The organism is Streptomyces sp. NL15-2K (genome assembly GCF_030551255.1).
GTDB lineage: Bacteria > Actinomycetota > Actinomycetes > Streptomycetales > Streptomycetaceae > Streptomyces.
Genome location: NZ_CP130630.1, coordinates 6,537,832 through 6,559,176 on the forward strand (window position 1 = coordinate 6,537,832; position 21,345 = coordinate 6,559,176).

The following is a 21,345-nucleotide window of genomic DNA, read 5'->3' on the forward strand; positions in this document are numbered from 1 at the left end:
GGTGAGGAATGGACGGTGGTCGAGTCCTGTGAGTCCTTGCAGATATCACTGGCCACATAGCGCGGTGGAGTCTAAGTTTCCGGTGATGGGGCGTCAATCCTGGATTTACTCGGAAGCTGGACGAACATGAATTTAACCGTGGGCTCCCAGCCGGTGACGACGGAACGGCTGGTCCTCCGTCTGTTCACCGCGGATGACCTCGACGATATGTACGCGTATCAACGGCTGCCCGAGGTGGCCAGGTTCCTCTACCGGCCGCCGCGTGATCGCACGCGCTGCGCCGAGGTCATCGAACGGATCGGGCAGGGCACCCACTGGAAGGAGGACGGCGACAATCTCACGCTGGCGGTCGTCCGCCGCGACGCCCCCGGGGTCATCGGCGAGGTTCAGGTCACACTGGCGAGCGCGCACGCCCAGCAGGCCGAGATCGGCTGGGTCTTCCACCCCGACCACGGGGGCCGCGGCTACGCCAGCGAGGCTTCGCTCGCCCTGCGTGACCTGGCCTTTCAACAGCTGGGCGTGCACCGTCTGTTCGCCCGCATCGATGCGGACAACACGGCCTCCGAGCGGATCTGTGAGCGGTTGTCGATGCGTCGTGAGGCGCATCTGATCGAGAACGACCGTGACGACCGGGGCTGGGGCAGCGAGTACATCTACGCGATCCTCGCCCGGGAGGTCGACTCCGCCGGGACCGACTAGGACGGTGCCAGCCGCTCCATGCGGCATGGACAGCGAGCCGGAAGTGGTGCACGCCCGGCCAACCGCACGATCACTTCGCATCCGCATAACACTCCACCACCGCCGTCGTGAACGGAAACCGCACCGGCGTCCGACCGAACGTCAGCCGCCCCGCGAGGTCCGCCGCCTCCCGGATCGCCGCCACGACCGCCTCCGCCTCCTCCTCGGGACAGTGCACGATCACCTCGTCGTGCTGGAAGAAGACCAGCTCGGCCGCCATGTCCGCGCAGGTCCGCCGCAAGGCGGCGAGCAGCAGCAGGGCCCAGTCCGCGGCGCTGCCCTGGACGACGAAGTTGCGGGCGAACCGGCCCCGGGCGCGGGCGTTGGTGGAGGCGTACCCGGGGATCCACTGCCGGTCCTCGGCGTCCTCCTCGGCGGCGGGGATGCCCGCCTCCTCCGCCGTGTCCTCAGTCGCCCCGGCCGCCGGCGGGCAGGTCCGCCCCAGCCAGGTCCGCACGAGCCGCCCCTCCTCGCCCGCGCGGGCCGCCTCGTCGACGTACGCCACCGCCTTGGGGAAGCGGCGTCTGAGCGCGGCGAGGTTCTTCAGGCCGTCGCCGGAGGTCTGGCCGTAGACCGCGCCGAGCACGGCGAGTTTGGCCTGGGCGCGGTCGCCGGAGAAGGCGCGGTCGGACACCGACTGGTACAGGTCGCTCTCGCGGCCCGCGACCTCCATCAGGCCGGGGTCGCGGGAGATCGCCGCGAGCACGCGCGGCTCCATCTGGTCGGCGTCGGCGACCACCAGCCGCCAGCCGGGGTCGGCGACCACGGCCCGCCGGATCACCTTGGGGATCTGGAGGCCACCGCCGCCATTGGTGACCCATCTGCCCGTGACCGTCCCGCCCGCCAGGAACTCCGGCCGGAAGCGGCCGTCGCGCACCCAGTCCTGCAGCCAGGACCAGCCGTGGGCGACCCAGATCCGGTACAGCTTCTTGTACTCGACGAGCGGCTTCACGGCCGGATGGTCGACCGACTCGATCTCCCAGCGCCGGGTCGACTTGACCTTGATCCCGGCCTGCGCGAAGGCCTTGACGACATCGGCGGGGAGATCGGGGCGCACGCGCCGGCCGAAGGCGGCGGACACCTCGTCGGCGAGTTCGGCCAGGCGCCGGGGCTCGCCGCCGCCCGCGTACCGCTCGCCGAGCAGGTCGTGCAGCACCCGGCGGTGCACCTCGGCGCTCCACGGCAGTCCGGTCCGGTTCATCTCGGCGGCCACCAGCATCCCCGCCGACTCGGCGGCGGTCAGCAGCCGCATGCGGTCCGGGTGCGCGGTGGCGTCATGGCGGCGCTGCTGCTCGGCGTACACCTCGACCAGGTCGGCCAGTGGTACGTGCTCGGCCTGCGGCTCGAAGAGGGATGACTGCGAGCCGGGCTCGGCGGCACGCTGGGGCGGGTCGGGCGGTACGGGGCCGCCGCGCAGCCGGGCCAGGGCGGCGGCCGCCGAGCGGGGCTCGCCGTACCGCCCCTCGTGGCCGAGGAGGAGCGTCTCCGCGTCCTCGACGTCGTAACACCGCTCCACTCGCACCCCCGCGGCGAGCAGACGCGGATACGTCTCGGCCGTCGACCGCCACACCCACCGCGTGACCTCCGGCAGGCCGCGCACGGCCTCGGCGGGATCCGCCGCCCGCCGCACCGGCCCGGCGAGCAGCCCGCCCCGACCGAGGGGGGCGATCTCCACGCCACCGTCCTCGGCCGGAGCGAGAGCCCACCGGTCGGTCATGACTGCGAGTGTGGCAGGAGGGTCTGACAACGACTCGCCGCTGTCAGCCGAGGGCCGCCGGAGGAGAGCTCAGCTCTGCCCCTCCTGGGCCTTGAGGTGGCCCTCGAGCGCCTTGGCCAGCTCGGCCTCCACCGGCGCCTTCTCGATGCCGAGGCCCGCCAGCGGTCCGGTGCCGTGCTCGAACTCCAGCAGGGCCAGCAGGATGTGCTCGGTGCCGATGTAGTTGTGGCCGAGGCGCAGGGCCTCGCGGAAGGTGAGCTCCAGGACCTTCTTGGCGTCGGACTGGTAGGGGACGAGCTCCGGGACCTCCTCGGCGGCCGGCGGGAGCGCGGCGGTCGCGGCCTCGCGCACGGCGTCCAGGGAGACGCCCTGCGCGACGATCGCCTTGGCCGCCAGCCCCTCCGGCTCGGCCAGCAGGCCGAGGAGCAGGTGCGCGGGGACGGTCTCGGAGTTCCGCGCGGCCTTGGCCTCGTTGTGCGCGGCCATGACCACGTTCCGCGCGCGGGGGGTGTACCGGCTGAAGCCCTGGTTCGGATCGAGGTCGGTCGACTCCTTGGGCACGAACCGCTTCTGGGCCGCCTGCCGGGTGACGCCCATGCTCTTGCCGATGTCCGTCCAGGAGGCGCCCGAGCGGCGGGCCTGGTCCACGAAGTGGCCGATCAGGTGGTCGGCCACGTCGCCGAGGTGATCGGCGGCGATCACCGCGTCCTCGAGCTGGTCGAGGGGCTCGGCGTGCACCTTCTTGATGGCGGCGATGAGGTCGTCGAGGCGTATGGACGACGTGGTGATGGGGTTCGTCATACGTCAACCGTAGGTTGACACCCTTGGGTGCGTCAACCGCCGGTTGACGCCAGCCGGTCGCCACGCGCGCGTGCCGCCTACTTCGGTGAGGCCGCCAACCGCACCGCCAGCCCCGTGAACACCGTCCCGGAGACGATGTTCAGTGCCCGGTTCACCCGCGCACTGCGCCTCAACAGGCCGGCCAGCCGCCCCGAGAGCAGACCCACGAAGCCGTCCCACAGGAAGCCCATGACCACCAGCGTCACGCCGAGCAGCAGGAACTGACCCCGCACATGGCCGAGCGAGGGGTCCACGAACTGCGGCAGGAACGCCACGTTGAAGAGGATCACCTTGGGGTTGAGCAGGTTGGTGACGGCGCCCTGCCAGAAGGCCCGCCGCATCCCCGAACGGGCCTGCGCGCCCTCCTCGCCCGGCACCGAGCGGTCCCGGAACGCCTTCACCGCCAGGTAGAGCAGATAGGCCGCGCCCGCCCAGCGCAGCACGTGGTACAGCGTCGGCAGCGTCAGGAACAGCGCCGACAGCCCGAGCGCCGCGGCGACCGCGTGCACGAACATGGCGCAGGCCACGCCGAACGCGGCCATCACCCCGGCCGTGGGCCCGCCCCGTCCGCCCATCGCCACGATGAACATCATGTCGGGGCCGGGAGTGACGCAGAGCGCGAAGGCGGCGACGAGGAACGCCGCGTACAGATGCATGTCCACCATGCGGGCCATGCTCGAAGCCGTCCCCGGGGGCGGCGACCGAATTTCGGGGAGTGAGACGATCGCCGGGTGAGCAGTACGAATGACTCAGGCAGTACGACGGGCGGCTCGGGCAGTACGACTGGTGATCCGGGCCGTACGCCCGGCACCGTCGAACGCGCCTTCCAGGCCGCCCTCTACGCCGACACCGACACCGCCCTCGACACCGGCGCCTCGCTCCTCGCGGCCGACCCCGCGGCGGACGCCGAACTGAACCGGCGGGGCGAGGAGTTCGTGGCGGCGGCCTGGCGGCGCGGCTGGCAGCCCGCGGATGTCGTACGGCTCGTGCGGCGCGAGCTGGACGACGTACACGTACGCCTCGTCGCGGCGCTGATCCGCGCCCAGGCGCCGCACGACCGCCCGCGCGGCCCCCGTTGGACCGCACAGCTCGCGCACCTCGCGCCTCACGCCCAGCCGGACGACCCCACCGGCACCCCGCCCCGCACCGACCGTTTCTCGCACGCCGGCGCCGTACTGGAGCTGTACCGCCTGCTGCTGCGGCTGCCCGCCCTGGAGCCCCTGGAGCAGCCCGGACGCGAACGCGGCTCCGGCTCCCGGACCGACTCCCGCATGCTCACCCGGATCCGCGCCCTGCTCGCCAAGGCGGAGGCGACCGGCTTCCCGGAGGAGGCCGAGGCACTCAGCGCCAAGGCGCAGGAGCTGATGGCCCGGCACAGCATCGACGAGGCGCTGCTGTCGGACCGGGCGCAGGGGCAGGGCTCCGGCGGCGCCGACGTGCCCGGCGCCTGCCGGATCGGTGTCGAGCCGCCGTACGAGCAGGCCAAGGCGGTGCTGCTGGACGCGGTCGCCACCGCCAACCACTGCCGGGCCGTGTGGAACGAACCCTTCGGCTTCTCCACCGTCGTCGGCTTCGAACCCGACCTGGAGGCCGTCGAACTCCTCTACACCTCGCTCCTCGTCCAGGCCACTACGGCGATGACGAAGGCGGAGGCCGCCCAGCGGGCCGGCGGCCGTAAGCGCACCAAGACCTTCCGGCAGTCCTTCCTCGCGGCCTACGCCCACCGCGTCGGCACCCGCCTGCGCGCCACCGCCGAGGCCACCGTGAGCGAGGACCTGCTGCCCGTCCTCGCCTCCCGCGAGGTCGCGGTCACCGACCGCCTGGACCGCATGTTCCCGGAGACGACCACGACCCGGTTGCGCGGCGTGGGTGACGAGGCGGGCTGGACGGAGGGCTCCCAGGCGGCCGACCGGGCACAGGTCAGGGGCCGGCGACCGCTGCAGTGACCGCCGGGCGCTCAGTCACCCGCGTGCGTGAACGGACCCACGGACGCGTCCGGTTCGCCGCCCTTCAGCGCCAACGGGCCGTACGTCCAGGGAAAGCTCTTCTCGTCGTCACCGGCCCCCGGCATGCTGATCCGCAGCGTCTTCACGGCGAGGCTCTCCGCTCCGCTCGTCCCACCTCGTACGTAGGTGAGGGTGAAGGTCACGCTGTCGCCCTTGGGCAGGGTCAGCTTCTCCGGCTTGGCGCCGGCCGCGGCGGGGACGGTCACGGACTTGCCGCCGGCGTCGAGGCCGATGCCCGCGAAGCCGTCCAGGACGCACGGGGCGCTCTGGTTGGTGAGGGAGACGGGCACGTTGCCCGTGTCTCCGGCGGCCGGGGCGACGTCGGCGGGGCCGACCTCGACGCCCAGCTGGTTGATCTCGCAGGCATCGCCGCCCTTGCTGGTGCCGCCGCTGTCGTCGCTCCCGCCGCTGTCGCAGGCGGTGAGGAGAAGGGCCGCGGCGAGGGCGGTGACGGCGAGGGGTGTGACGCGCATGTGGGGTCCTCTGGGGCGTGACATCGGCGATCGACTGCAAGGATCATCACGCATGAGGGGCGACACGATTGCCGCCCCCCCAGGCGTACGGCCCCCAAGCCTTACGACCCCAGGTCCCCCGTAGGCAACCCCGTGGGCATCTTCCCGCCCTCCGCCCTGGTGTACGTCTCCGCACCGAGGCCGTCCTCCCAGGTCACCCTGAGGGTCGTACCGTTGACGGAGTCGACCATCCCGCTCGCCCGGTCCTTGCTGCCGTCCTTGCACTTGAGGCGGATCATCTCCATGCCGGACTCCTCGCGCGCGGTCCCGCTGCACACGGTCCCGCCGGTCGCGAAGAGCCCGGCCTGCGAGCCAGTGACCACCAGCGCCACGGCCTTGCCGTCGGTGGTGGCGAGCCAGCTGCCCTCCAGCCCGTCGGACGCGGCCTTGGAGCCGCCGGAACCGTCGGAGCCGCCGGACCCGCCGCCCGTCTCCGCGCTCGCGGAAGCGGACGTGTCAGGGCTGCTGGGTGCGGCGGAGGCCTCGTCCTCGGAGCCGCCGTCGCCGCTGCACGCGGTCAGTACGAGCGCGCCCGCGAGGCCCGCGGCCGCGGCAGCGACCCGCACCCGCCGGCGCGCACCCCAAGTCGCCCAAGTCATGGAAGCTCCCAAGCTGTAGCGGTCGGCCCGGTTGGCCGGGAGGACCGCAGCAAGCTACCAGGACGACTTGCGCACCCCCGGCAGATACCCCGCGTGCGCCTGCTCGCGCAGACTCACCCGGGACAGCCCGAAGGCACGGAAGTAGCCGCGCGGCCGCCCGTCGGTCTGGTCGCGGTTGCGTACGCGCGTCGCGCTGGCGTCGCGCGGCTGCCTGCTCAATTCCCGCTGTGCGGCGAGCCGTTCCGCGTCCGTCGACGACGGCCGCCGGATGATCTCCTTCAGCTCGGCCCGGCGCGCGGCGTACCGCGCGACGATCTCCTGCCGCTTCTCGTTCTTCGCGATCTTGCTCTTCTTCGCCATCAGACCCGCACCCCCCGGGCGCGGATGCGGGCCACGGCCGCCTCGATGCCGATCGTGTCGACGGTCTTGATCCCCTTCGTGCTCAGCCGCAGCCGTACGTACCGGCCCTCGCTCGGCAGCCAGTAGCGCTTGGACTGGATGTTGGGGTCGAAACGGCGCGAGGTGCGCCGGTGGGAGTGCGAGATGCGGTTGCCGAAGCCGGGCTGGGCTCCGGTCAGCATGCAGTGGGCGGACACGGGTGATGCACCTCTCTCGACGTGGGTGTGTAAATGGAATTCATTTTCAGTAAGATAGCAGCATGGCACGCAACGAACTCCGCCCGGTCATCAAGCTCCGGTCCACGGCCGGGACCGGCTACACCTATGTGACCCGCAAGAACCGCCGCAACGACCCGGACCGGCTCACCCTGCGCAAGTTCGACCCGGTCGTCGGCCGCCACGTCGACTTCCGAGAGGAGCGCTGACCGCCATGCGCAAGGGAATCCACCCGGAGTACGGTCCCGTCGTCTTCCGCGACCGTGCCGCGAACTACGCCTTCCTCACCCGCTCGACGCTGTCCGCCGCGACGGGCGAGAAGACGATCGAGTGGGAGGACGGCAACACGTATCCCGTCGTGGACGTCGAGATCTCGGCGGTCAGTCACCCCTTCTACACGGGCACCGCCCGCGTCCTGGACACCGCCGGACGCGTGGAACAGTTCGAACGCCGGTACGGAAAGCGGAGCTAGTCACATGCCCGAGCTCTCCGTCGTGATCGTCGGCGGACTGCACGCCGACGCCCGCAAGGCGGCCGTGGAGCGGCTGCTCGCCGATGTGCCCGACAGTGTCGTGCTCCACCACGACCTGGCGACGGCCGCCGCCGGCACGGTCGTCCGGACGATCCGCGATGCCACCGGCGTCATCGACGCCGGCGAGGCGCCCCTGGTCAACGACTGCGCGTGCTGTGCCCTGCGTGAGGACCTGGTGCCGGAGCTGATCCGGATCCGGGACACGGGCGGCATCCGGCTCGCGGTCGTCGAGCTGTGGGACTCCGTCGAGCCCAAGGCCATGGCCGAGGTCGTCACGTCCGGCGGGCTCACCGTCACCGGCGTGATCACCGCCGTGGACCCGGCGCTGGTCCTGCCGTATCTCGGCAACGGCGACGACCTGGCCGAGCGTGGCCTCGCCGCCGCGGCCACCGACCAGCGCACGGTCGCCGACACCTTCGCGCGGCAGCTGGAGTACGCGCCCGTCCTGGCCATCACCGACTCCCCGGAGGCCGACGACGAGGACCGCGAACTGCTCGCCCAGCTGCACCCGACGGCCCGCCAGGTCCTGATCGGCCACGGTGACCTGGCGGGCGCACCCGCACCGGGTACGGCCTCCCCGTTGGTGCGGGCCGCTCTCGCCGGCTTCGACGTCGACGCGGCCGCCGCCGCCCAGCACCCCGCGTGCGCCCTGCTGCCCGCAGAGGCCGACTCCCACGGCGTCTCCACCCTCGTCTGGCACCGTCGCCGCCCCTTCCACCCGGAGCGGCTGTACGCGGCCCTGGAGGACATCACCTGTGCCGCCGCCCGCAGCCGGGGCCGGTTCTGGCTCGCCGACAAGCCGGACACGCTGCTGCACTGGGACGCGGCCGGCGGGGCGCTGTGCGTGGAGAGCGCGGGCCCGTGGCTCGCAGCCCTCCCGGACGCGGCCTGGGAGATGGTCCCGCCGGTGCGCCGCGCCGCCGCCGCGCTCGACTGGCACCCCGAGCACGGCGACTGCTGCCAGCACCTGGTCTTCACCTCGCCCGGCCTCGACCGCGACGGACTCGAACGGCTCCTGGAGTCCTGCCTGCTGACCGACGCCGAGTACGCCGCCGGGCGCACCGCCTGGAAGCGCCTGCCACCCGCCTTCGACACCCTCCTGGAGGTCTGACCCCGCCATGCCCCGTAAGCCCGAACGCAAGCCGGCCAAGAACCGTCCCAACCCGCTGGACCAGGCCAAGATCACGTACATCGACTACAAGGACACCGACCTGCTGCGGAAGTTCATCTCCGACCGCGGCAAGATCCGCAGCCGCCGCGTCACCCGCGTCTCGGCCCAGCAGCAGCGGATGCTGGCCCGCGCGATCAAGAACGCGCGGGAGATGGCGTTGCTGCCGTACTCCAGCCGCTGACGAGCGCCCAGGCAGTCGACCGATAGGTAGGAGATTCCCTACGTTTGACACGTAGGGAATCTCCTACCTATCGTCGTGCCCATGAACGCAACGCACATCACCCACGCCTCTTTCGTCACCCTCCCCGTCTCCGACCAGGACCGCGCCCTGCGCTTCTACCGGGACGTCCTCGGCTTCGAGGTCACCGCCGACCTGGACATGCCGCAGGGGCGCTGGCTCCAGGTCGCGCCGAAGGGAGCGCAGACCGTCTTCACGCTCTCCGGGCCGGGCATGGGCGGTTTCGAACCCGGCTCGACCCGGGGGATCATGTTGCTGACGATCGATGTCGACGCCGACGTCGCCCGGCTCGCGGAAGCGGGAGCCTCGGTGCAGGGCCCGGACGAGCACCCGTGGGGCCGGATGGCCTCCTTCACGGACCCCGACGGCAACGGTCTGATGCTGCTGACGGAGGGCCAGCACTAGGGCCCTTCTGAGGGATCATGCCGCAGACGCGGGTCTGGCACGCCAGGCCCCGCTCACCGGAGCCGAGAGGGCGCCGCGGATATCCTGCGGCCTGATCCGCCCGACAGGCCCGAAAGGCAGGCATGACCACGACCGGGGCCCGCGAGGCCGCCGAGGACCGCGTCTTCGCCGCGCTCTCCAGCGGCGTACGCCGCGAGCTGCTGCGCCTGCTGCGCGACGACGGGCCCCAGCCCGTCCAGGCCCTGGCCGACCACTTCGACATGCGGCGCCCCAGCCTCTCGGAGCACCTGAAGGTGCTCCGAGAGGCTGGTCTCGTCTCCGAGCGGCGTTCCGGCCGGCAGCGCATCTACCGTCTCGAGGCGGCCCCGCTCGCCGAGGTGCAGGACTGGCTCCATCCCTACGAACGGTTCTGGCGCGGGCGGTTGAAAGACCTCGGCGAACTGCTCGACCGCATGCCCGACGATGGCACGACATGAGCACCGCACCCGATGACGACCTCACGGTCATCCGCGTGGACCAGTTCTTCCCGCACCCGCCGGCCAAAGTCTGGCGCGCTCTGACGGAGCCCGATCTGCTCGTGCAGTGGCAGATGCGGGGTGCCGAGGACTTCCGCCTGGAGGTCGGCCACCGCTATCGCATGACCTCGGTACCGCGTCCCAGCTCCAACTTCTCCGGCGTCGTCGAGGTGCGGGTCCTCGCCTACGACGTCGAGCGGATGCTCCGCCTCCGCTGGGCCGACGTCGATCCGGCCAACCCCGCGAACTGGACGATCACCTGGACGTTGGAACACGAAGGCCGCGGCACGCGTCTCTTCCTAGTGCACGAGGGGTTCGATCCGGACGACCCCGCGCAGCTGATGGCGCGGAAGATCATGGACGGGGGCTGGCGGTCGCATGTACTGCGAGCTCTGGGGCAGACGCTGGAACGACTCCGGTAACCCGAACAACTTCCGTAACAGGAACGACTTCGGGCACTGGAACAGCTTCAGTCACTGGAACGACTTCGGTAACGCGGCCGTCCAAGGCGCGGACAAGGCAGTGAGTAAAGCGGCCCCCAAAGCTGTAATCGCAGGATGACGCCTCGTGCACGTGCATCTGCCCATGCATCTGCACGTGAAACAGAGCTATGATCCGGGGCAAGTTGACCACTGCATCAATGGCCTCACCAGCCCATGCACCACCGGGGAGCGACCTGTGGATCACGACGTGTACGACGCGTACGACGCGTCCGGCGTGTACAACGGCATGGCCGCCACCCAGCTGCACGGGGTGGCCTGGCAGAAGAGTCGGCACAGCAACTCGCAGGGTTCCTGCGTGGAGTTCGCCCGCCTGCCCGGCGGGGACGTGGCCGTCCGCAACTCGCGTTTCCCCGACGGCCCGGCGCTCGTCTACACCCGGGCCGAGATCGAGGCGATGCTGCTCGGCATCAAGGACGGCGAGTTCGACCACCTGATAGCGGGCTGACGGCCGCCGGGAAAGCCAGGAAAACGTTGCCACTGAGGGCGATCGGCTCCTGACCCGCCGTAACGCGCGTAGAACTTCGGCGTCAGAAGACGCCGAAGTCCGTCATTCGCCCGGCTGCGGATCGGGCAACCGGAACAGCGCCCAGACGACCTTGCCGCCCAGCGTGCCCGCGAGCGGATGCCAGCCCCAGCTGTCGCTGAAGGAGTCGACGAGGAACAGGCCGCGGCCCGACTCCGCCGAGAAGTCGTCCGCCTCGCGCGCCACAGGGCTGGCGTGGCTGGGGTCGCGCACCGCGCACACCAGCCGCTCCGTCCAGCGCATCAGGTGCAACCGCACGAGCGGGTTCTGCTCCGGGACGCACGGGGCACCGGCCGGCAGCGCGTGTCGCAGCGCGTTGGTGACCAGCTCGGAGACCACCAGGCACACGTCGTCGAAACGGTCGCCCAGGTCCCACTGGTCCAGCGTTCCGCGCGTGAACTGCCTGGCCTCGCGCACCGCTTCGTAACGGGCGGGCAGAGCACAGGAGGCGGCGCTGGACACGGCCGCAGGATCCAGCGGCGGAAGGCCCTGCCGTAACGGCTCGAGCATGGTCGATCCATTCGTCCCCATGCGAGGCACTCCCGGGAATTCGCGGTCGTTGCGATGCAGCGGTTGCGCGGGACCATGGTTTCCGATGCGTACAGCAGATGCAAGGGCAGATGCACGTGCAGGTGACCGAATTGGACCCTCCCGTACCGCTTGTTGGCCATTTTTTCCGCCATCTTCTCTCCCTCTTCTTGCCCCGTCCCTCCCGCAACCCCTCCCACTCCTGTGCGGAAACTCCGGCTTCTTTCCATCTCTGTAATCGGACGAGTACTGCTCGGAGTGTTTTAGTGGCAGACTTCGGGCCCTGGAGACGTTGGGGAGGCGGCGAACGTGAGCGCGGGAGAGCCCGGATCGGTGGTGCGGCGGATGCTGCTCGGCTCGCAACTCAGGCGGCTGCGGGAGGCGCGTGGCATCACGCGCGAGGCGGCGGGTTACTCGATCCGCGCCTCCGAGTCGAAGATCAGCCGGATGGAACTGGGCCGGGTGAGCTTCAAGACAAGGGACGTGGAGGACCTGCTGACGTTGTACGGCATCACGGACGAGGCGGAGCGCACCTCACTGCTCTCGCTCGCCAAGGAGGCCAATGTCGCGGGCTGGTGGCACAGTTACTCGGACGTTCTGCCGAGCTGGTTCCCCACCTACGTGGGCCTGGAGGGCGCGGCTTCCCTGATCCGCGCGTACGAAGTGCAGTTCGTGCACGGTCTGTTGCAGACCGAGGCGTACGCCCAGGCGGTCGTGCGGCGCGGCATGAAGGGCGCGAGCGAGGCAGACGTGGAGCGGCGCGTGGCGCTGCGCCTGGAGCGGCAGAAGTACCTCGTCGACGAGAACGCGCCCGAGTTCCACATCGTCCTGGACGAGGCGGCCCTGCGCCGCCCGTACGGAGACCGCGAGGTGATGCGCGGCCAGCTCCAGCACCTGATCGAGGTCTCCGAGCGGCCCAACGTACGGCTGCAGATCATGCCGTTCAGCTTCGGCGGCCACTCCGGGGAGTCCGGCGCCTTCACGATCCTGTCCTTCCCGGAGTCCGACCTGTCCGACGTCGTCTACCTGGAGCAACTCACCAGCGCGCTGTACCTGGACAAGCACGAGGACGTGACCCAGTACGAGAAGGCGCTCAAGGAGTTGCAGCAGGACAGTCCGGGGACGGACGAGAGCCGGGATCTTCTTCGGGGACTCCTCCAACTCTCTTGAAACACAAGTACGATGACGTGTGATCAGACCGTGATGTCGTGCGTGTCTGCTGTTGATCGTGTCTGCTAGCGATTGAGGGATCACATGTCGTCCTACTTCACCGACCTGGCTCAGCAGTACATCGACGGTGAGTGGCGCCCGGGCACCGGCTCCTGGGACATCATCGACTTCAACCCGTACGACGACGAAAAGCTGGCGTCGATCACCATAGCCACGGTCGATGAGGTCGACGAGGCATACCGGGCGGCCGCCCGCGCCCAGAAGGAATGGGCGGCGACCAACCCCTACGCCCGCCGCGCGGTGTTCGAGAAGGCCCTCGCACTGATCGAGGAGCGCGAGCAGGAGATCGCTGAGGTGATCATCGCCGAGCTCGGCGGCACCCGGCTGAAGGCCGCCTTCGAGCTCCACCTCGTCAAGGAGTTCCTGCGCGAGTCGATCCACCTGGCGCTGCGCCCCGAGGGCCGGATCATCCCCTCGCCGGTCGACGGCAAGGAGAACCGCGTCTACCGCGTGCCGGTCGGCGTCGTGGGCGTGATCAGCCCCTTCAACTTCCCCCTCCTGCTCTCGATCAAGTCGGTCGCCCCGGCGCTCGCGCTCGGCAACGCCGTCGTGCTCAAGCCGCACCAGAACACGCCGATCACCGGCGGCTCCCTGGTGGCGAAGATCTTCGAGGACGCGGGTCTGCCCGGCGGTCTGCTGAACGTCGTCATCACGGACATCGCCGAGATCGGCGACGCCTTCATCGAGCACCCGATCCCGAAGGTCATCTCCTTCACCGGCTCCGACAAGGTCGGCCGTCACGTCGCCACCGTCTGCGCCTCGAACTTCAAGCGCTCGGTCCTCGAACTGGGCGGCAACAGCGCGCTGGTGGTCCTCGACGACGCCGACATCGACTACGCGGTCGACGCGGCCGTCTTCAGCCGGTTCGTCCACCAGGGACAGGTCTGCATGGCCGCCAACCGTGTCCTGGTCGACCGCTCGGTCGCCGACGAGTTCACCGAGAAGTTCGTCGCCAAGGTCAAGACCCTGAAGGCGGGCGACCCGCGCGACCCCGGGACCGTCATCGGCCCGGTCATCAACTCCTCCCAGGCGGACGCCGTTTCGGGCATCGTCGAGCAGGCGATCACCGAGGGCGCGACGGCGCTCGTGCACGGCACGAGGACCGACAACCTGATCGAGCCCTCGGTCCTCACGGGCGTCCCCGCCGACTCCGCCCTGCTGAGGCAGGAGATCTTCGGACCGGTGGTCTTCCTCGCCCCCTTCGACGGCGAGGAGGAGGCCGTACGCCTCGTCAACGACACGCCGTACGGCCTGAGCGGCGCCGTCCACACGGGGAACATCGAGCGGGGAGTCGCCTTCGCCAAGCAGATCGACACCGGCATGTTCCACGTGAACGACGGCACGGTCCACGACGAGCCGATCGTCCCGTTCGGCGGCGAGAAGCACTCGGGGCTCGGCCGGCTGAACGGCGACACGATGCTGGACTCGTTCACGACGCTGAAGTGGATCTCGGTGCAGCACGGGCGGAGCGGGTTCCCGTTCTGATCTCTTGCATACGACTGCTGCCACGGGCCGTTGCGGACAGAACCTGACCGCAACGGCCCGTAGCTTCGTCGGTGTCAGAGGGCCTCGCAAAGGCTCCGATCCCGACGAAAGGCGGCCGGTCATGGTCACTCACGTGCGAGCCGAGGAGCAGGGCGACGAGCGCGGTGCGTTGCTCTCCTTCCTGGCCGAGCAGCGCGGCGGCATCCGCCGGGCGCTGCTGGGGCTGACCGAGGAGCAGGCGTCGTCACGGCCCAGCGCCAGCGAGCTGTCCCTGGCCGGTCTGCTCAAGCACGTCGCCGAGGTCGAACAGGGCTGGGTGGCCCGCGCCAAGGGCGAGCCGCCGGCCGTCCACCGGGACGAGACGAACTGGCACGAGTGCCACCGACTGGTGGGTGACGAGACCGTCGAGTCGCAGCTCGTGTACTGGGAGAAGGTCGCCGCCGAGACGGAGGCGTTCGTCCGCGCGGTCCCCAGTCTCGACGACACCTTCCCGCTCCCGAACGACCCCTGGTTCCCGCCGGACGAGCGCGTCTCCATGCGCTGGCTGGTCCTCCACCTGATCCGTGAGACGGCCCGGCACGCCGGCCACGCCGACATCATCCGGGAGTCACTGGACGGCGCCACCGCCTTCGAACTGGTGGCCAAGGAGCAGGGCACCTCCTGGGGGTGAACCGCGGCGGCATAATCTGGACGGCATGTCAGCGATCCGTCTCCTCGTGCTGGGCGCGGTGCGCCAGCACGGGCGGGCCCACGGCTACCAGGTACGCAACGACCTGGAGTACTGGGGCGCGCACGAGTGGTCCAACGCCAAGCCCGGCTCGATCTACCACGCCCTGAAACAGATGGCCAAGCAGGGCCTGCTGCACGCGCACGAGATCGCGCCGTCCACCGCCGGCGGCCCGCCGCGCACCGAGTACGAGCTCACCGAGAAGGGCACCGAGGAGTACCACTCGCTGGTGCGCCAGTACCTCACCGCCTACGACCAGCGGCCGGACGTGCTCACCGCCGCGCTCGGCTGCATGGTCGACCTGGAACGCGAGGAAGTCCTCGGCCTCCTCGAGGTGCGCGTGCGCAGCATCGAGGAGTGGCGCAAGTCGGTCACCGAGTACTACACGCCCGAGGAGGGCCCCGGCCAGCTCGGTCACATCGGCGAGATCATGAACTTCTGGGTCCATTCGGCCGACACCGGCGCCGAGTGGACCCGGGGTCTCATCGAGCGCATCCGGGGCGGGGCGTACACCTTCGCGGGCGAGGGCGAGCCGTTCGTCGGCGTACTGGCGGAAGGCGAGGAGAACCCGTATGCGGCGGGGGAGCGGCATTCCGGAGATGTCCGCTAATCAAGTTTGACTAACAACCCTCTGGGGCATACCCTTCGTCGGCCATCAGTAGTCAAGTTTTACTACGTTGCCTGGCGGTGACTCGAAGGGAGCCTTATGACCGACGCGATCGTCGCCGAAGGCCTGCGGAAGCGGTACGGGGACGAGGCAGCCCTGGACGGGCTGGACCTGAGGGTGGCGCGCGGCACCGTCCACGCAGTGCTCGGTCCGAACGGCGCCGGCAAGACCACCACCGTGAGGGTCCTGACCACCCTGCTGAGGCCGGACGAGGGCCGCGCCGAGGTGGCCGGCCACGACGTGGCGAGCCAGGCGTACGACGTACGCCTGCGCATCGGTCTGCTCGGTCAGCACGCGGCCCTCGACGAGGAACTCTCAGGCCGTCAGAACCTGGAGATGTTCGCCCGCCTCTACCACCTGGGTGCCCGCCACGCGCGCGTGCGGGCGGCCGAACTCCTGGAGCGCTTCGGCCTGACCGACACCGGCCGCAAGCCCGTCCGCGCCTACAGCGGCGGCATGCGGCGCCGACTGGACCTCGCGGCTTCTCTCATCGGTAGTGGGCACAGCACCGATCCGGAGGTGCTCTTCCTGGACGAACCGACAACCGGCCTCGACCCGCGCGGCCGCGCGGAGGTGTGGGCCGCGGTCCGCTCCCTCGTCGGCGGCGGTACGACCGTCCTGCTGACCACGCAGTACCTGGAGGAGGCCGATCAGCTCGCCGACCGTATCTCGGTCGTCGACCGGGGCCGGGTGATCGCCGACGGCACGGCGGACCAGCTGAAGGCGATGACCGGCGGCGACCGCATCGACGTGGTCCTGCGGGACGCCGGTCAACTGGGTGCGGCGGTAGCCCTGTTGCCGATCGCCGCATCGGAGGTCTCCGTCGACGCCGACCGCCGGCTGCTCAGCGCCCCGGTCGCCGACCGCATGGCGGCGCTCTCCGGTGTCGTACGGGCCCTGGACGAGGCCGGCATCGAGGCGGAGGACGTGGCGCTTCGCCGCCCGACGCTGGACGAGGTGTTCCTGCACCTCACCGGGGACCAGCGAGCGGGCGACGCCCGAGTGGAGGAGGCCGTATGAGCGCGAGCACGTACGCACTGACCGATTCCTGGACCATGACCCGCCGCGAACTCGCCCACTGGGCGCGGCAGCCCGTGCAGGTCGTGGTCGCCCTGGTCTTCCCCGTGATGCTGCTGCTGATGTTCGGCTACCTCATCGGCGGCGGCCGGGACGTGGAGGGCGAGTACGTCGACTTTCTGGTCCCCGGCATGCTCGCGCTGACCATGGCGTTCGGGCTCGAAGGGACCATGGTGGCCGTCACGCGGGACCTCGACAAGGGCGTGATCGACCGTTTCCGGTCCATGCCGATGACCAACGGCGCGGTACTGGTGGGCCGTTCGGTCGCCGACATGCTCCAGTCGGCGCTGAGCGTGGCCGTGCTGATCGGTGTGGGGTACGCGATCGGCTGGCGCGCGGACGGCTCGGTCGCCGGGTTCCTCGGAGCTGTCGGCCTCCTCCTGCTGTTCCGTTTCGCCATGCTGTGGATCGGCATCCACCTGGCGATGGTGGCCGGGAAGCCGGAGCTGGTGCAGGCCGTGCAGATCCTGGTCTGGCCGGTCGGCTTCCTCTCCAACGCCATCGCGACTCCCGACTCCATGCCGGACTGGCTGGGCACGGTGATCGAGTGGAACCCGATGTCGCAGACGGCGACGGCGGTACGGGACCTGTTCGGCGGGCCGGGCGGGGAGCCGGGGCATGTGTGGGCGGCGGTGGTCTGGCCGGTGGCGCTGCTGGCGGTGTTCTTTCCGCTGGCTGTGCGGAGGTTCGGGCGCCTGAGTCGCTGAAGCACCTTAAGCCGCGCTCTATTTGCTGCGCCACGTCTTCGTCGCCATCGACGATCGCTGCCGAACAACGAAAGGACGGGTTGCCGGAGGGGGGTTCACAGGGCCGACGGTGCTGAGCCATGCCGTTAGAGCATCAGCCAGCTCGTCGCCGAGCGCCGCCGAGGCGTGAGGGCGCACGCCGATCGTTTCCAGGAACCGCAGCACATCGGCGAAGGGCTCGTGGCACAGGGCGAGAGCGATCTCCTCGGCGCGGTAGTGGTCGCCGTCGAGGAACGCTCGGTGCCAGGAGACCAGCATTTCCCGGCACTTGATGTAGGCGTTCCGCCGGCCCTCCCTCAGTTCGTAGCGGTTGAGGCCGAACACCTTGATGGACACGTCACCCTTGGCCGAAGGCTCTCCGTCGGGCGTGCACGCGTAGTACTCGCCGGTCATCGGGTCCAGCCGCAGATGGTCGGCGGGATCGTCGACGCTGGGGTCGATGAGCAGGCACTGGCCGAAGTCGTCGCACGGATAAGCGTCGCGCTTGAGGTTGCTGTTGCAGTGGGAGCAGGCCAGGAGGTGGTTGTGCCAGCAGAACGTACGCAGCGGCACACGGGACTTGGGGGCGAAGTGATCGATGTCGGTGCCCCTGCTGTCCAGGCAGTACATGCAGCGAAGCACACCGGGAGCCATCTCTTCCAACACTTCGCGGATCACGTTCTTCGCCGTTGCGGCGCGCTGCCATTCCTCGGCCGCCACCTCACTGGTCGCTCCGCCCGCACGGATTTTCTCCGTCCGGAAGTCGCATAACTTCCGCAGCCGCTTGGAGGCGGGCGGGCGCTCCAGAGGGATCACCGACCGCCCCCCAGTCGGGCGGCCACCTCGTCCACGCGCGCGGCCCGTGAGCTGCTCAGCCGCTCGGCCCGCTCACGGTACTCGCGGGCCTCGGCCTCGGTGGCCAGGCCGGCGAAGACCTTGCGCTCCAGCGGGACGAGCCTTCGCCGCTCCTCCTCGGCACGATCGGAGTACGGGGACTCCAGGCCGAACAGTTCTGAGAGTGCCGCGTCCTCACCACTGCCGTAGACAATCCGCTGGTAAAGCGCCTCATCCACGACCTCGGGGGCGCACCGCTCCTCGGGCCCCGGCAATCGGATCAGACCGCCGGGGTCCGCGGCCTGGCAGATGTAGGGGCTGTGGCTGGTGACGATGAACTGGATCCGCGGGAAGTGAGTTCGCAGCCAATCGCCGATCCGCCGCTGCCAGGTCACGTGAAGGTGGGCGTCGATCTCGTCGACGATCACGACCCCTGGCATACGGACCACGGGGTGCCCCGCGTCGTCCCGACCGGCGTCCAGCGTCCCGTACGCGCTCTGCACCTGCCGGACGATGTCGAGGACCAGGGAGGTGACGGTCCGCAACCCGTCGCTCATCTCTCGCAAGGGGTAGGCTCGGTCGGCATCTCCGGCCGGGGCCACCCACAGCCCGTCGGCGCTGACGCGCAGGGCGCGGTAGTCGTCCGGCAGCAGTCGGTCCGACAGCAGATCCAGGATGGTGTCCAGCAGTTCGCCCGCGTCCTGCTGCCCTTCTAGTCTGCGATGGTGCAGTTCCCTGAGCCAGGAGACGCCCTCGGACAGCGAGGCGTCCTCGTGGAAGAGGGACGCCATGCGACCCGCGGGCCCGGACGCGAGCATCAGCCGCCGTGCCTCGTCCGTGCCGCCCGCCAGCCGCCGGAACGGGCCGTAGGCAGCGCAGAACCAGCCCTGGGGCGTGCCGGACGTCCAGGGGCCGCGCGCGGCGATCCGTGAGGTGTCCTCCTTGACGCCGTACGACGTGAGCTGCGGTTGCACCGGAGGGCCGTAGTGCCGCAGCCCGTCCTCCGGCTCCTCGGGTGCTGTCCAGCCCAGCCCCAGGGGAACGGGGCCATCCGGGGCCTCGCCGCGCCCGGTGACCCGGTCGACGGAGGGGTCGGGACGGACGTACACCCGCGCCCACGCCGACTGTTCACCGCTCGTGATCCAGCCGCTGAAGTCCTGCACAAGGTTGCGGGCCACGTGCGGCCCACCGAGGCACAGGGCCAGAGCGCGCAGGAACGTGGACTTGCCCGAGCCGTTGCGCCCGGCGATCACCGTCCAGCTCCCGCCGTCCGGTGGCGCGGGCAACGGGAGGTGGTTCACGGCGCGGTCGCCAGTGAATCCCCTGACGTTCCTGAAGCCGATCGCGGTTACGTACACCTGTCCTCCCCTCCCGGCTCTCGTCCCCGTTCGCCGAGCGCGGCTAGCCTCTCATGGGGCGCTGACATGCGGGAGAGGTGGGCTCAGGCCTCGTCATCGGCGCTCATGTCGGTGTTCATGGGCAGCCGGGCACCACGGCTTACCGCGATGCGGCGCCCATCGGTCAAGGCCTCGCTCATCCGGGCCAGCAGGAAGCGGAGTTGCTCGGATGTTGCCCGGTGGTCGGCGAGCAGATCGGCCGAGTGGTCGAGGAGATCGCCTGCCATACCGAGCTGAACGGCCTCGATGGTGTCGGCGAGCCGGGAGAGGGAGCCGGTTCCGTCGGTCACGAGGTAGTAGGACTTGTCCTCCTCGCCGGTCCAGGGCAGTAGCCGTGCCGTGTCGAGGTCCGCCACGCCGGCACCTCCACTTCATGGATCCCGCGCAGGTAGGGGCGGACCGGCGCCGTGTTCTCGCCGCGCAACGGGCGCTCCCCGGCACGGCGCGCGGTTGGGCTGTGGAGGTACGCGGTGACGGGCGGTCGCTCCGAACTCGTGGCGGTAGCGCGCTTTCGGTGGCGACCCGTTCCGGGCAGTACAAGCCGAAGCAGTAGTTCGAAGCCAGTGGGCGATACGGTGCCCCATGTCGTCAGCTTCGTTGCATTGTTTATGGCCAGACCTCGAATCGATGGCTCGGTCGCGGGGGTTTCGCTTTCTGTAGCGAGCTCGTCACACTCTGCGGCCATTGCCGCTAGCCTCGCCAGAGAGGAGCAGGTGACAGGGCTTTTGTCGCAAGGGGAGTCGATCTGGTGAGCAACATCTACGGCGATTGGCTCAAGGAACAGCGCGAGACGGCGGGGTTGACCCAGCAGCAGTTGGCCGACCGGGCGATCATGACGCGCTCGCACATCGCGCACATCGAGGCGGGACGCCGGGTGCCGTCGAAGCATGATGCGCAGCGGCTGGACAGGGCGCTGGGTACGGGGAATGTGCTGAGCAGCTTTTTGCCGCAGGAGGAGGTGGCGGTCGCCGACTACTTCGAGTCGGCGCTGCAACTGGAGAAACAGGCGGTGATGATCCGGGAGTTCGCCCTGTCGTTTGTTCCGGGCATCCTCCAGACGAAAAGGTACGCGCGTGCAGTGCTGACCACGTCGTTCCCCCGGGTGAGTGAGGAGGAGCGTGACAGGCGCCTTGTCACACGCCTTGAGCGCGCGAAACTCCTGGACGACCCGGAGACACCCGTATTCTGGGCGCTGCTGGACGAGGCCGTTCTACGGCGCCAGATCGGCGGGCCGGACGTCATGGCGGAGCAACTCAACCACCTCGCAGGCCTGGGCGAGATCGGCCGGATCCAGGTGCATGTGCTGCCGTTCGCACTGGGTGTCCATCCACTGCTCAGTAACATGCTCACGCTGATGTGGTTCGAGGACCAGCCGGCCATGGCTTATGGCGAGGGCCTGTTCATGGGGAAGATCCATGACGCACCAGCCGTGGTTCAGGAAGTCCAGCATCGATACGATTTCGCGCTGGGCAATGCACTGCCGCTCAAGGAATCACTGGCTCTGCTCAGGGCAACAGCAAGGGACTATGAACGCCATGACCGACCGAACAATCCCGAACGCCGCGGTGCTGAAGGGCTGGCGTAAGTCCTCCTACAGCAACGACCAAGGCGGCAGCTGCCTGGAGATCCTCGACGACCACCCCTCCGGCGTCCCCGTCCGCGACTCCAAGAACCCCCACGGCCCCGCACTGGTCGTCCCAGCGCCCGCGTGGACGTCGTTCCTCACGGCAGTCAGGAACAGATCCCTGCGCCCCTGACCGCC

Annotated in this window: 29 protein-coding genes; 18 read left to right on the plus strand and 11 right to left on the minus strand. The window is 69.8% G+C overall.

Annotated elements, in window-relative coordinates:
- The first annotated feature begins 126 nt into the window (after positions 1-126).
- Positions 127-699, plus strand: a complete 573-nt coding sequence (locus Q4V64_RS29440) for a GNAT family N-acetyltransferase (RefSeq protein ID WP_124440251.1) — start codon at positions 127-129, stop codon at positions 697-699.
- A 70-nt stretch (positions 700-769) separates the two neighbouring features.
- Here Q4V64_RS29440 and Q4V64_RS29445 read toward each other — a convergent pair whose 3' ends face one another.
- From Q4V64_RS29445 to Q4V64_RS29455, 3 genes are all read right to left on the minus strand, one after another.
- A complete protein-coding gene (locus Q4V64_RS29445) occupies positions 770-2,455 on the minus strand; it encodes a bifunctional 3'-5' exonuclease/DNA polymerase (RefSeq protein ID WP_124440250.1) in 1,686 nt (561 codons plus the stop codon).
- 69 nt (positions 2,456-2,524) lie between these two features.
- Positions 2,525-3,256, minus strand: coding sequence for a Clp protease N-terminal domain-containing protein (locus Q4V64_RS29450; protein ID WP_124440249.1), 732 nt, complete (start codon positions 3,254-3,256; stop codon positions 2,525-2,527).
- Positions 3,257-3,333: 77 nt separating this feature from the next.
- On the minus strand, positions 3,334-3,960 hold the full coding sequence (locus Q4V64_RS29455) for a LysE family translocator (RefSeq protein ID WP_124440248.1): 627 nt from the start codon (positions 3,958-3,960) through the stop codon (positions 3,334-3,336).
- A 66-nt stretch (positions 3,961-4,026) separates the two neighbouring features.
- Between Q4V64_RS29455 and Q4V64_RS29460 the strand changes: the two genes are divergently transcribed.
- A complete protein-coding gene (locus tag Q4V64_RS29460) occupies positions 4,027-5,241 on the plus strand; it encodes a DUF2786 domain-containing protein (protein WP_124440247.1) in 1,215 nt (404 codons plus the stop codon).
- A gap of 11 nt (positions 5,242-5,252) precedes the next feature.
- On the opposite strand, the gene Q4V64_RS29465 is transcribed toward Q4V64_RS29460, so the two are convergent.
- From Q4V64_RS29465 to rpmB, 4 genes are all read right to left on the minus strand, one after another.
- On the minus strand, positions 5,253-5,774 hold the full coding sequence (locus tag Q4V64_RS29465) for a DUF4232 domain-containing protein (RefSeq protein ID WP_124440246.1): 522 nt from the start codon (positions 5,772-5,774) through the stop codon (positions 5,253-5,255).
- Between the two features lie 101 nt (positions 5,775-5,875).
- Positions 5,876-6,412, minus strand: a complete 537-nt coding sequence (locus tag Q4V64_RS29470) for a hypothetical protein (RefSeq protein ID WP_124440245.1) — start codon at positions 6,410-6,412, stop codon at positions 5,876-5,878.
- A gap of 54 nt (positions 6,413-6,466) precedes the next feature.
- Positions 6,467-6,772 (minus strand): 30S ribosomal protein S14, encoded by a 306-nt coding sequence (gene rpsN, locus Q4V64_RS29475; protein WP_124440244.1) that lies wholly within the window; start codon positions 6,770-6,772, stop codon positions 6,467-6,469.
- A complete protein-coding gene (gene rpmB, locus Q4V64_RS29480) occupies positions 6,772-7,008 on the minus strand; it encodes a 50S ribosomal protein L28 (RefSeq protein WP_124440243.1) in 237 nt (78 codons plus the stop codon). Before rpmB ends, rpsN begins: the two co-directional genes overlap by 1 nt.
- A 62-nt stretch (positions 7,009-7,070) precedes the next feature.
- On the opposite strand from rpmB, the gene rpmG reads away from it, so the two are divergent.
- From rpmG to Q4V64_RS29520, 8 genes are all read left to right on the plus strand, one after another.
- Positions 7,071-7,235 (plus strand): 50S ribosomal protein L33, encoded by a 165-nt coding sequence (gene rpmG, locus Q4V64_RS29485; protein WP_010044249.1) that lies wholly within the window; start codon positions 7,071-7,073, stop codon positions 7,233-7,235.
- Between the two features lie 5 nt (positions 7,236-7,240).
- The gene (locus Q4V64_RS29490; RefSeq protein WP_124440242.1) at positions 7,241-7,498 is read left to right on the plus strand and encodes a type B 50S ribosomal protein L31; all 258 of its coding nucleotides are present in this window, start codon (positions 7,241-7,243) and stop codon (positions 7,496-7,498) included.
- Between the two features lie 4 nt (positions 7,499-7,502).
- Positions 7,503-8,669, plus strand: coding sequence for a GTP-binding protein (locus Q4V64_RS29495; RefSeq protein ID WP_124440241.1), 1,167 nt, complete (start codon positions 7,503-7,505; stop codon positions 8,667-8,669).
- A 7-nt stretch (positions 8,670-8,676) separates the two neighbouring features.
- Positions 8,677-8,910 (plus strand): 30S ribosomal protein S18, encoded by a 234-nt coding sequence (gene rpsR / locus Q4V64_RS29500; protein ID WP_124440240.1) that lies wholly within the window; start codon positions 8,677-8,679, stop codon positions 8,908-8,910.
- Positions 8,911-8,991: 81 nt separating this feature from the next.
- Entirely contained in the window at positions 8,992-9,372 is a 381-nt protein-coding gene (locus Q4V64_RS29505; RefSeq protein WP_124440239.1) for a VOC family protein, read from the plus strand.
- A 122-nt stretch (positions 9,373-9,494) separates the two neighbouring features.
- Complete coding sequence (locus Q4V64_RS29510; protein WP_124440238.1) at positions 9,495-9,848, plus strand: metalloregulator ArsR/SmtB family transcription factor; 354 nt, start codon at positions 9,495-9,497, stop codon at positions 9,846-9,848.
- Positions 9,845-10,309, plus strand: a complete 465-nt coding sequence (locus tag Q4V64_RS29515; protein WP_124440237.1) for an SRPBCC domain-containing protein — start codon at positions 9,845-9,847, stop codon at positions 10,307-10,309. The genes Q4V64_RS29510 and Q4V64_RS29515 overlap by 4 nt, the downstream gene beginning before the upstream one ends.
- Before the next feature lie 307 nt (positions 10,310-10,616).
- The gene (locus tag Q4V64_RS29520) at positions 10,617-10,835 is read left to right on the plus strand and encodes a DUF397 domain-containing protein (protein WP_253266955.1); all 219 of its coding nucleotides are present in this window, start codon (positions 10,617-10,619) and stop codon (positions 10,833-10,835) included.
- A gap of 102 nt (positions 10,836-10,937) precedes the next feature.
- Here the strand turns inward: Q4V64_RS29520 and Q4V64_RS29525 are convergent, their stop codons facing one another.
- Positions 10,938-11,444 carry an ATP-binding protein gene (locus Q4V64_RS29525; RefSeq protein ID WP_172629204.1) on the minus strand — a complete coding sequence of 169 codons (507 nt, stop codon included), beginning with the start codon at positions 11,442-11,444 and terminating at the stop codon, positions 10,938-10,940.
- 342 nt (positions 11,445-11,786) lie between these two features.
- On the opposite strand from Q4V64_RS29525, the gene Q4V64_RS29530 reads away from it, so the two are divergent.
- From Q4V64_RS29530 to Q4V64_RS29555, 6 genes are all read left to right on the plus strand, one after another.
- Positions 11,787-12,611: a helix-turn-helix transcriptional regulator gene (locus Q4V64_RS29530; protein ID WP_124440256.1), complete on the plus strand. Its 825-nt coding sequence runs from the start codon at positions 11,787-11,789 to the stop codon at positions 12,609-12,611.
- Positions 12,612-12,695: 84 nt separating this feature from the next.
- A complete protein-coding gene (locus tag Q4V64_RS29535) occupies positions 12,696-14,156 on the plus strand; it encodes an aldehyde dehydrogenase family protein (RefSeq protein WP_124440234.1) in 1,461 nt (486 codons plus the stop codon).
- A 121-nt stretch (positions 14,157-14,277) separates the two neighbouring features.
- Positions 14,278-14,826 carry a DinB family protein gene (locus Q4V64_RS29540; RefSeq protein ID WP_124440233.1) on the plus strand — a complete coding sequence of 183 codons (549 nt, stop codon included), beginning with the start codon at positions 14,278-14,280 and terminating at the stop codon, positions 14,824-14,826.
- Positions 14,827-14,851: 25 nt separating this feature from the next.
- Entirely contained in the window at positions 14,852-15,493 is a 642-nt protein-coding gene (locus Q4V64_RS29545) for a PadR family transcriptional regulator (protein ID WP_124440232.1), read from the plus strand.
- 96 nt (positions 15,494-15,589) lie between these two features.
- Positions 15,590-16,570 (plus strand): ATP-binding cassette domain-containing protein, encoded by a 981-nt coding sequence (locus Q4V64_RS29550; RefSeq protein ID WP_124440231.1) that lies wholly within the window; start codon positions 15,590-15,592, stop codon positions 16,568-16,570.
- Positions 16,567-17,334 carry an ABC transporter permease gene (locus Q4V64_RS29555; RefSeq protein ID WP_124440230.1) on the plus strand — a complete coding sequence of 256 codons (768 nt, stop codon included), beginning with the start codon at positions 16,567-16,569 and terminating at the stop codon, positions 17,332-17,334. Before Q4V64_RS29550 ends, Q4V64_RS29555 begins: the two co-directional genes overlap by 4 nt.
- 18 nt (positions 17,335-17,352) lie before the next feature.
- On the opposite strand, the gene Q4V64_RS29560 is transcribed toward Q4V64_RS29555, so the two are convergent.
- The 3 genes from Q4V64_RS29560 to Q4V64_RS29570 form a co-directional block, all read right to left on the minus strand.
- Complete coding sequence (locus Q4V64_RS29560; protein WP_124440229.1) at positions 17,353-18,168, minus strand: hypothetical protein; 816 nt, start codon at positions 18,166-18,168, stop codon at positions 17,353-17,355.
- A complete protein-coding gene (locus Q4V64_RS29565; RefSeq protein ID WP_124440228.1) occupies positions 18,165-19,544 on the minus strand; it encodes an AAA family ATPase in 1,380 nt (459 codons plus the stop codon). The genes Q4V64_RS29560 and Q4V64_RS29565 overlap by 4 nt, the downstream gene beginning before the upstream one ends.
- A gap of 83 nt (positions 19,545-19,627) precedes the next feature.
- Positions 19,628-19,939 carry a hypothetical protein gene (locus Q4V64_RS29570; protein ID WP_124440227.1) on the minus strand — a complete coding sequence of 104 codons (312 nt, stop codon included), beginning with the start codon at positions 19,937-19,939 and terminating at the stop codon, positions 19,628-19,630.
- A 392-nt stretch (positions 19,940-20,331) separates the two neighbouring features.
- Here Q4V64_RS29570 and Q4V64_RS29575 point away from each other — a divergent pair, with 392 nt between their 5' ends.
- Both Q4V64_RS29575 and Q4V64_RS29580 read left to right on the plus strand, forming a co-directional pair.
- Positions 20,332-21,168 (plus strand): helix-turn-helix transcriptional regulator, encoded by an 837-nt coding sequence (locus Q4V64_RS29575; RefSeq protein ID WP_124440226.1) that lies wholly within the window; start codon positions 20,332-20,334, stop codon positions 21,166-21,168.
- Positions 21,119-21,340: a DUF397 domain-containing protein gene (locus Q4V64_RS29580; RefSeq protein ID WP_124440225.1), complete on the plus strand. Its 222-nt coding sequence runs from the start codon at positions 21,119-21,121 to the stop codon at positions 21,338-21,340. The genes Q4V64_RS29575 and Q4V64_RS29580 overlap by 50 nt, the downstream gene beginning before the upstream one ends.
- The last annotated feature ends 5 nt before the right edge of the window (positions 21,341-21,345 follow it).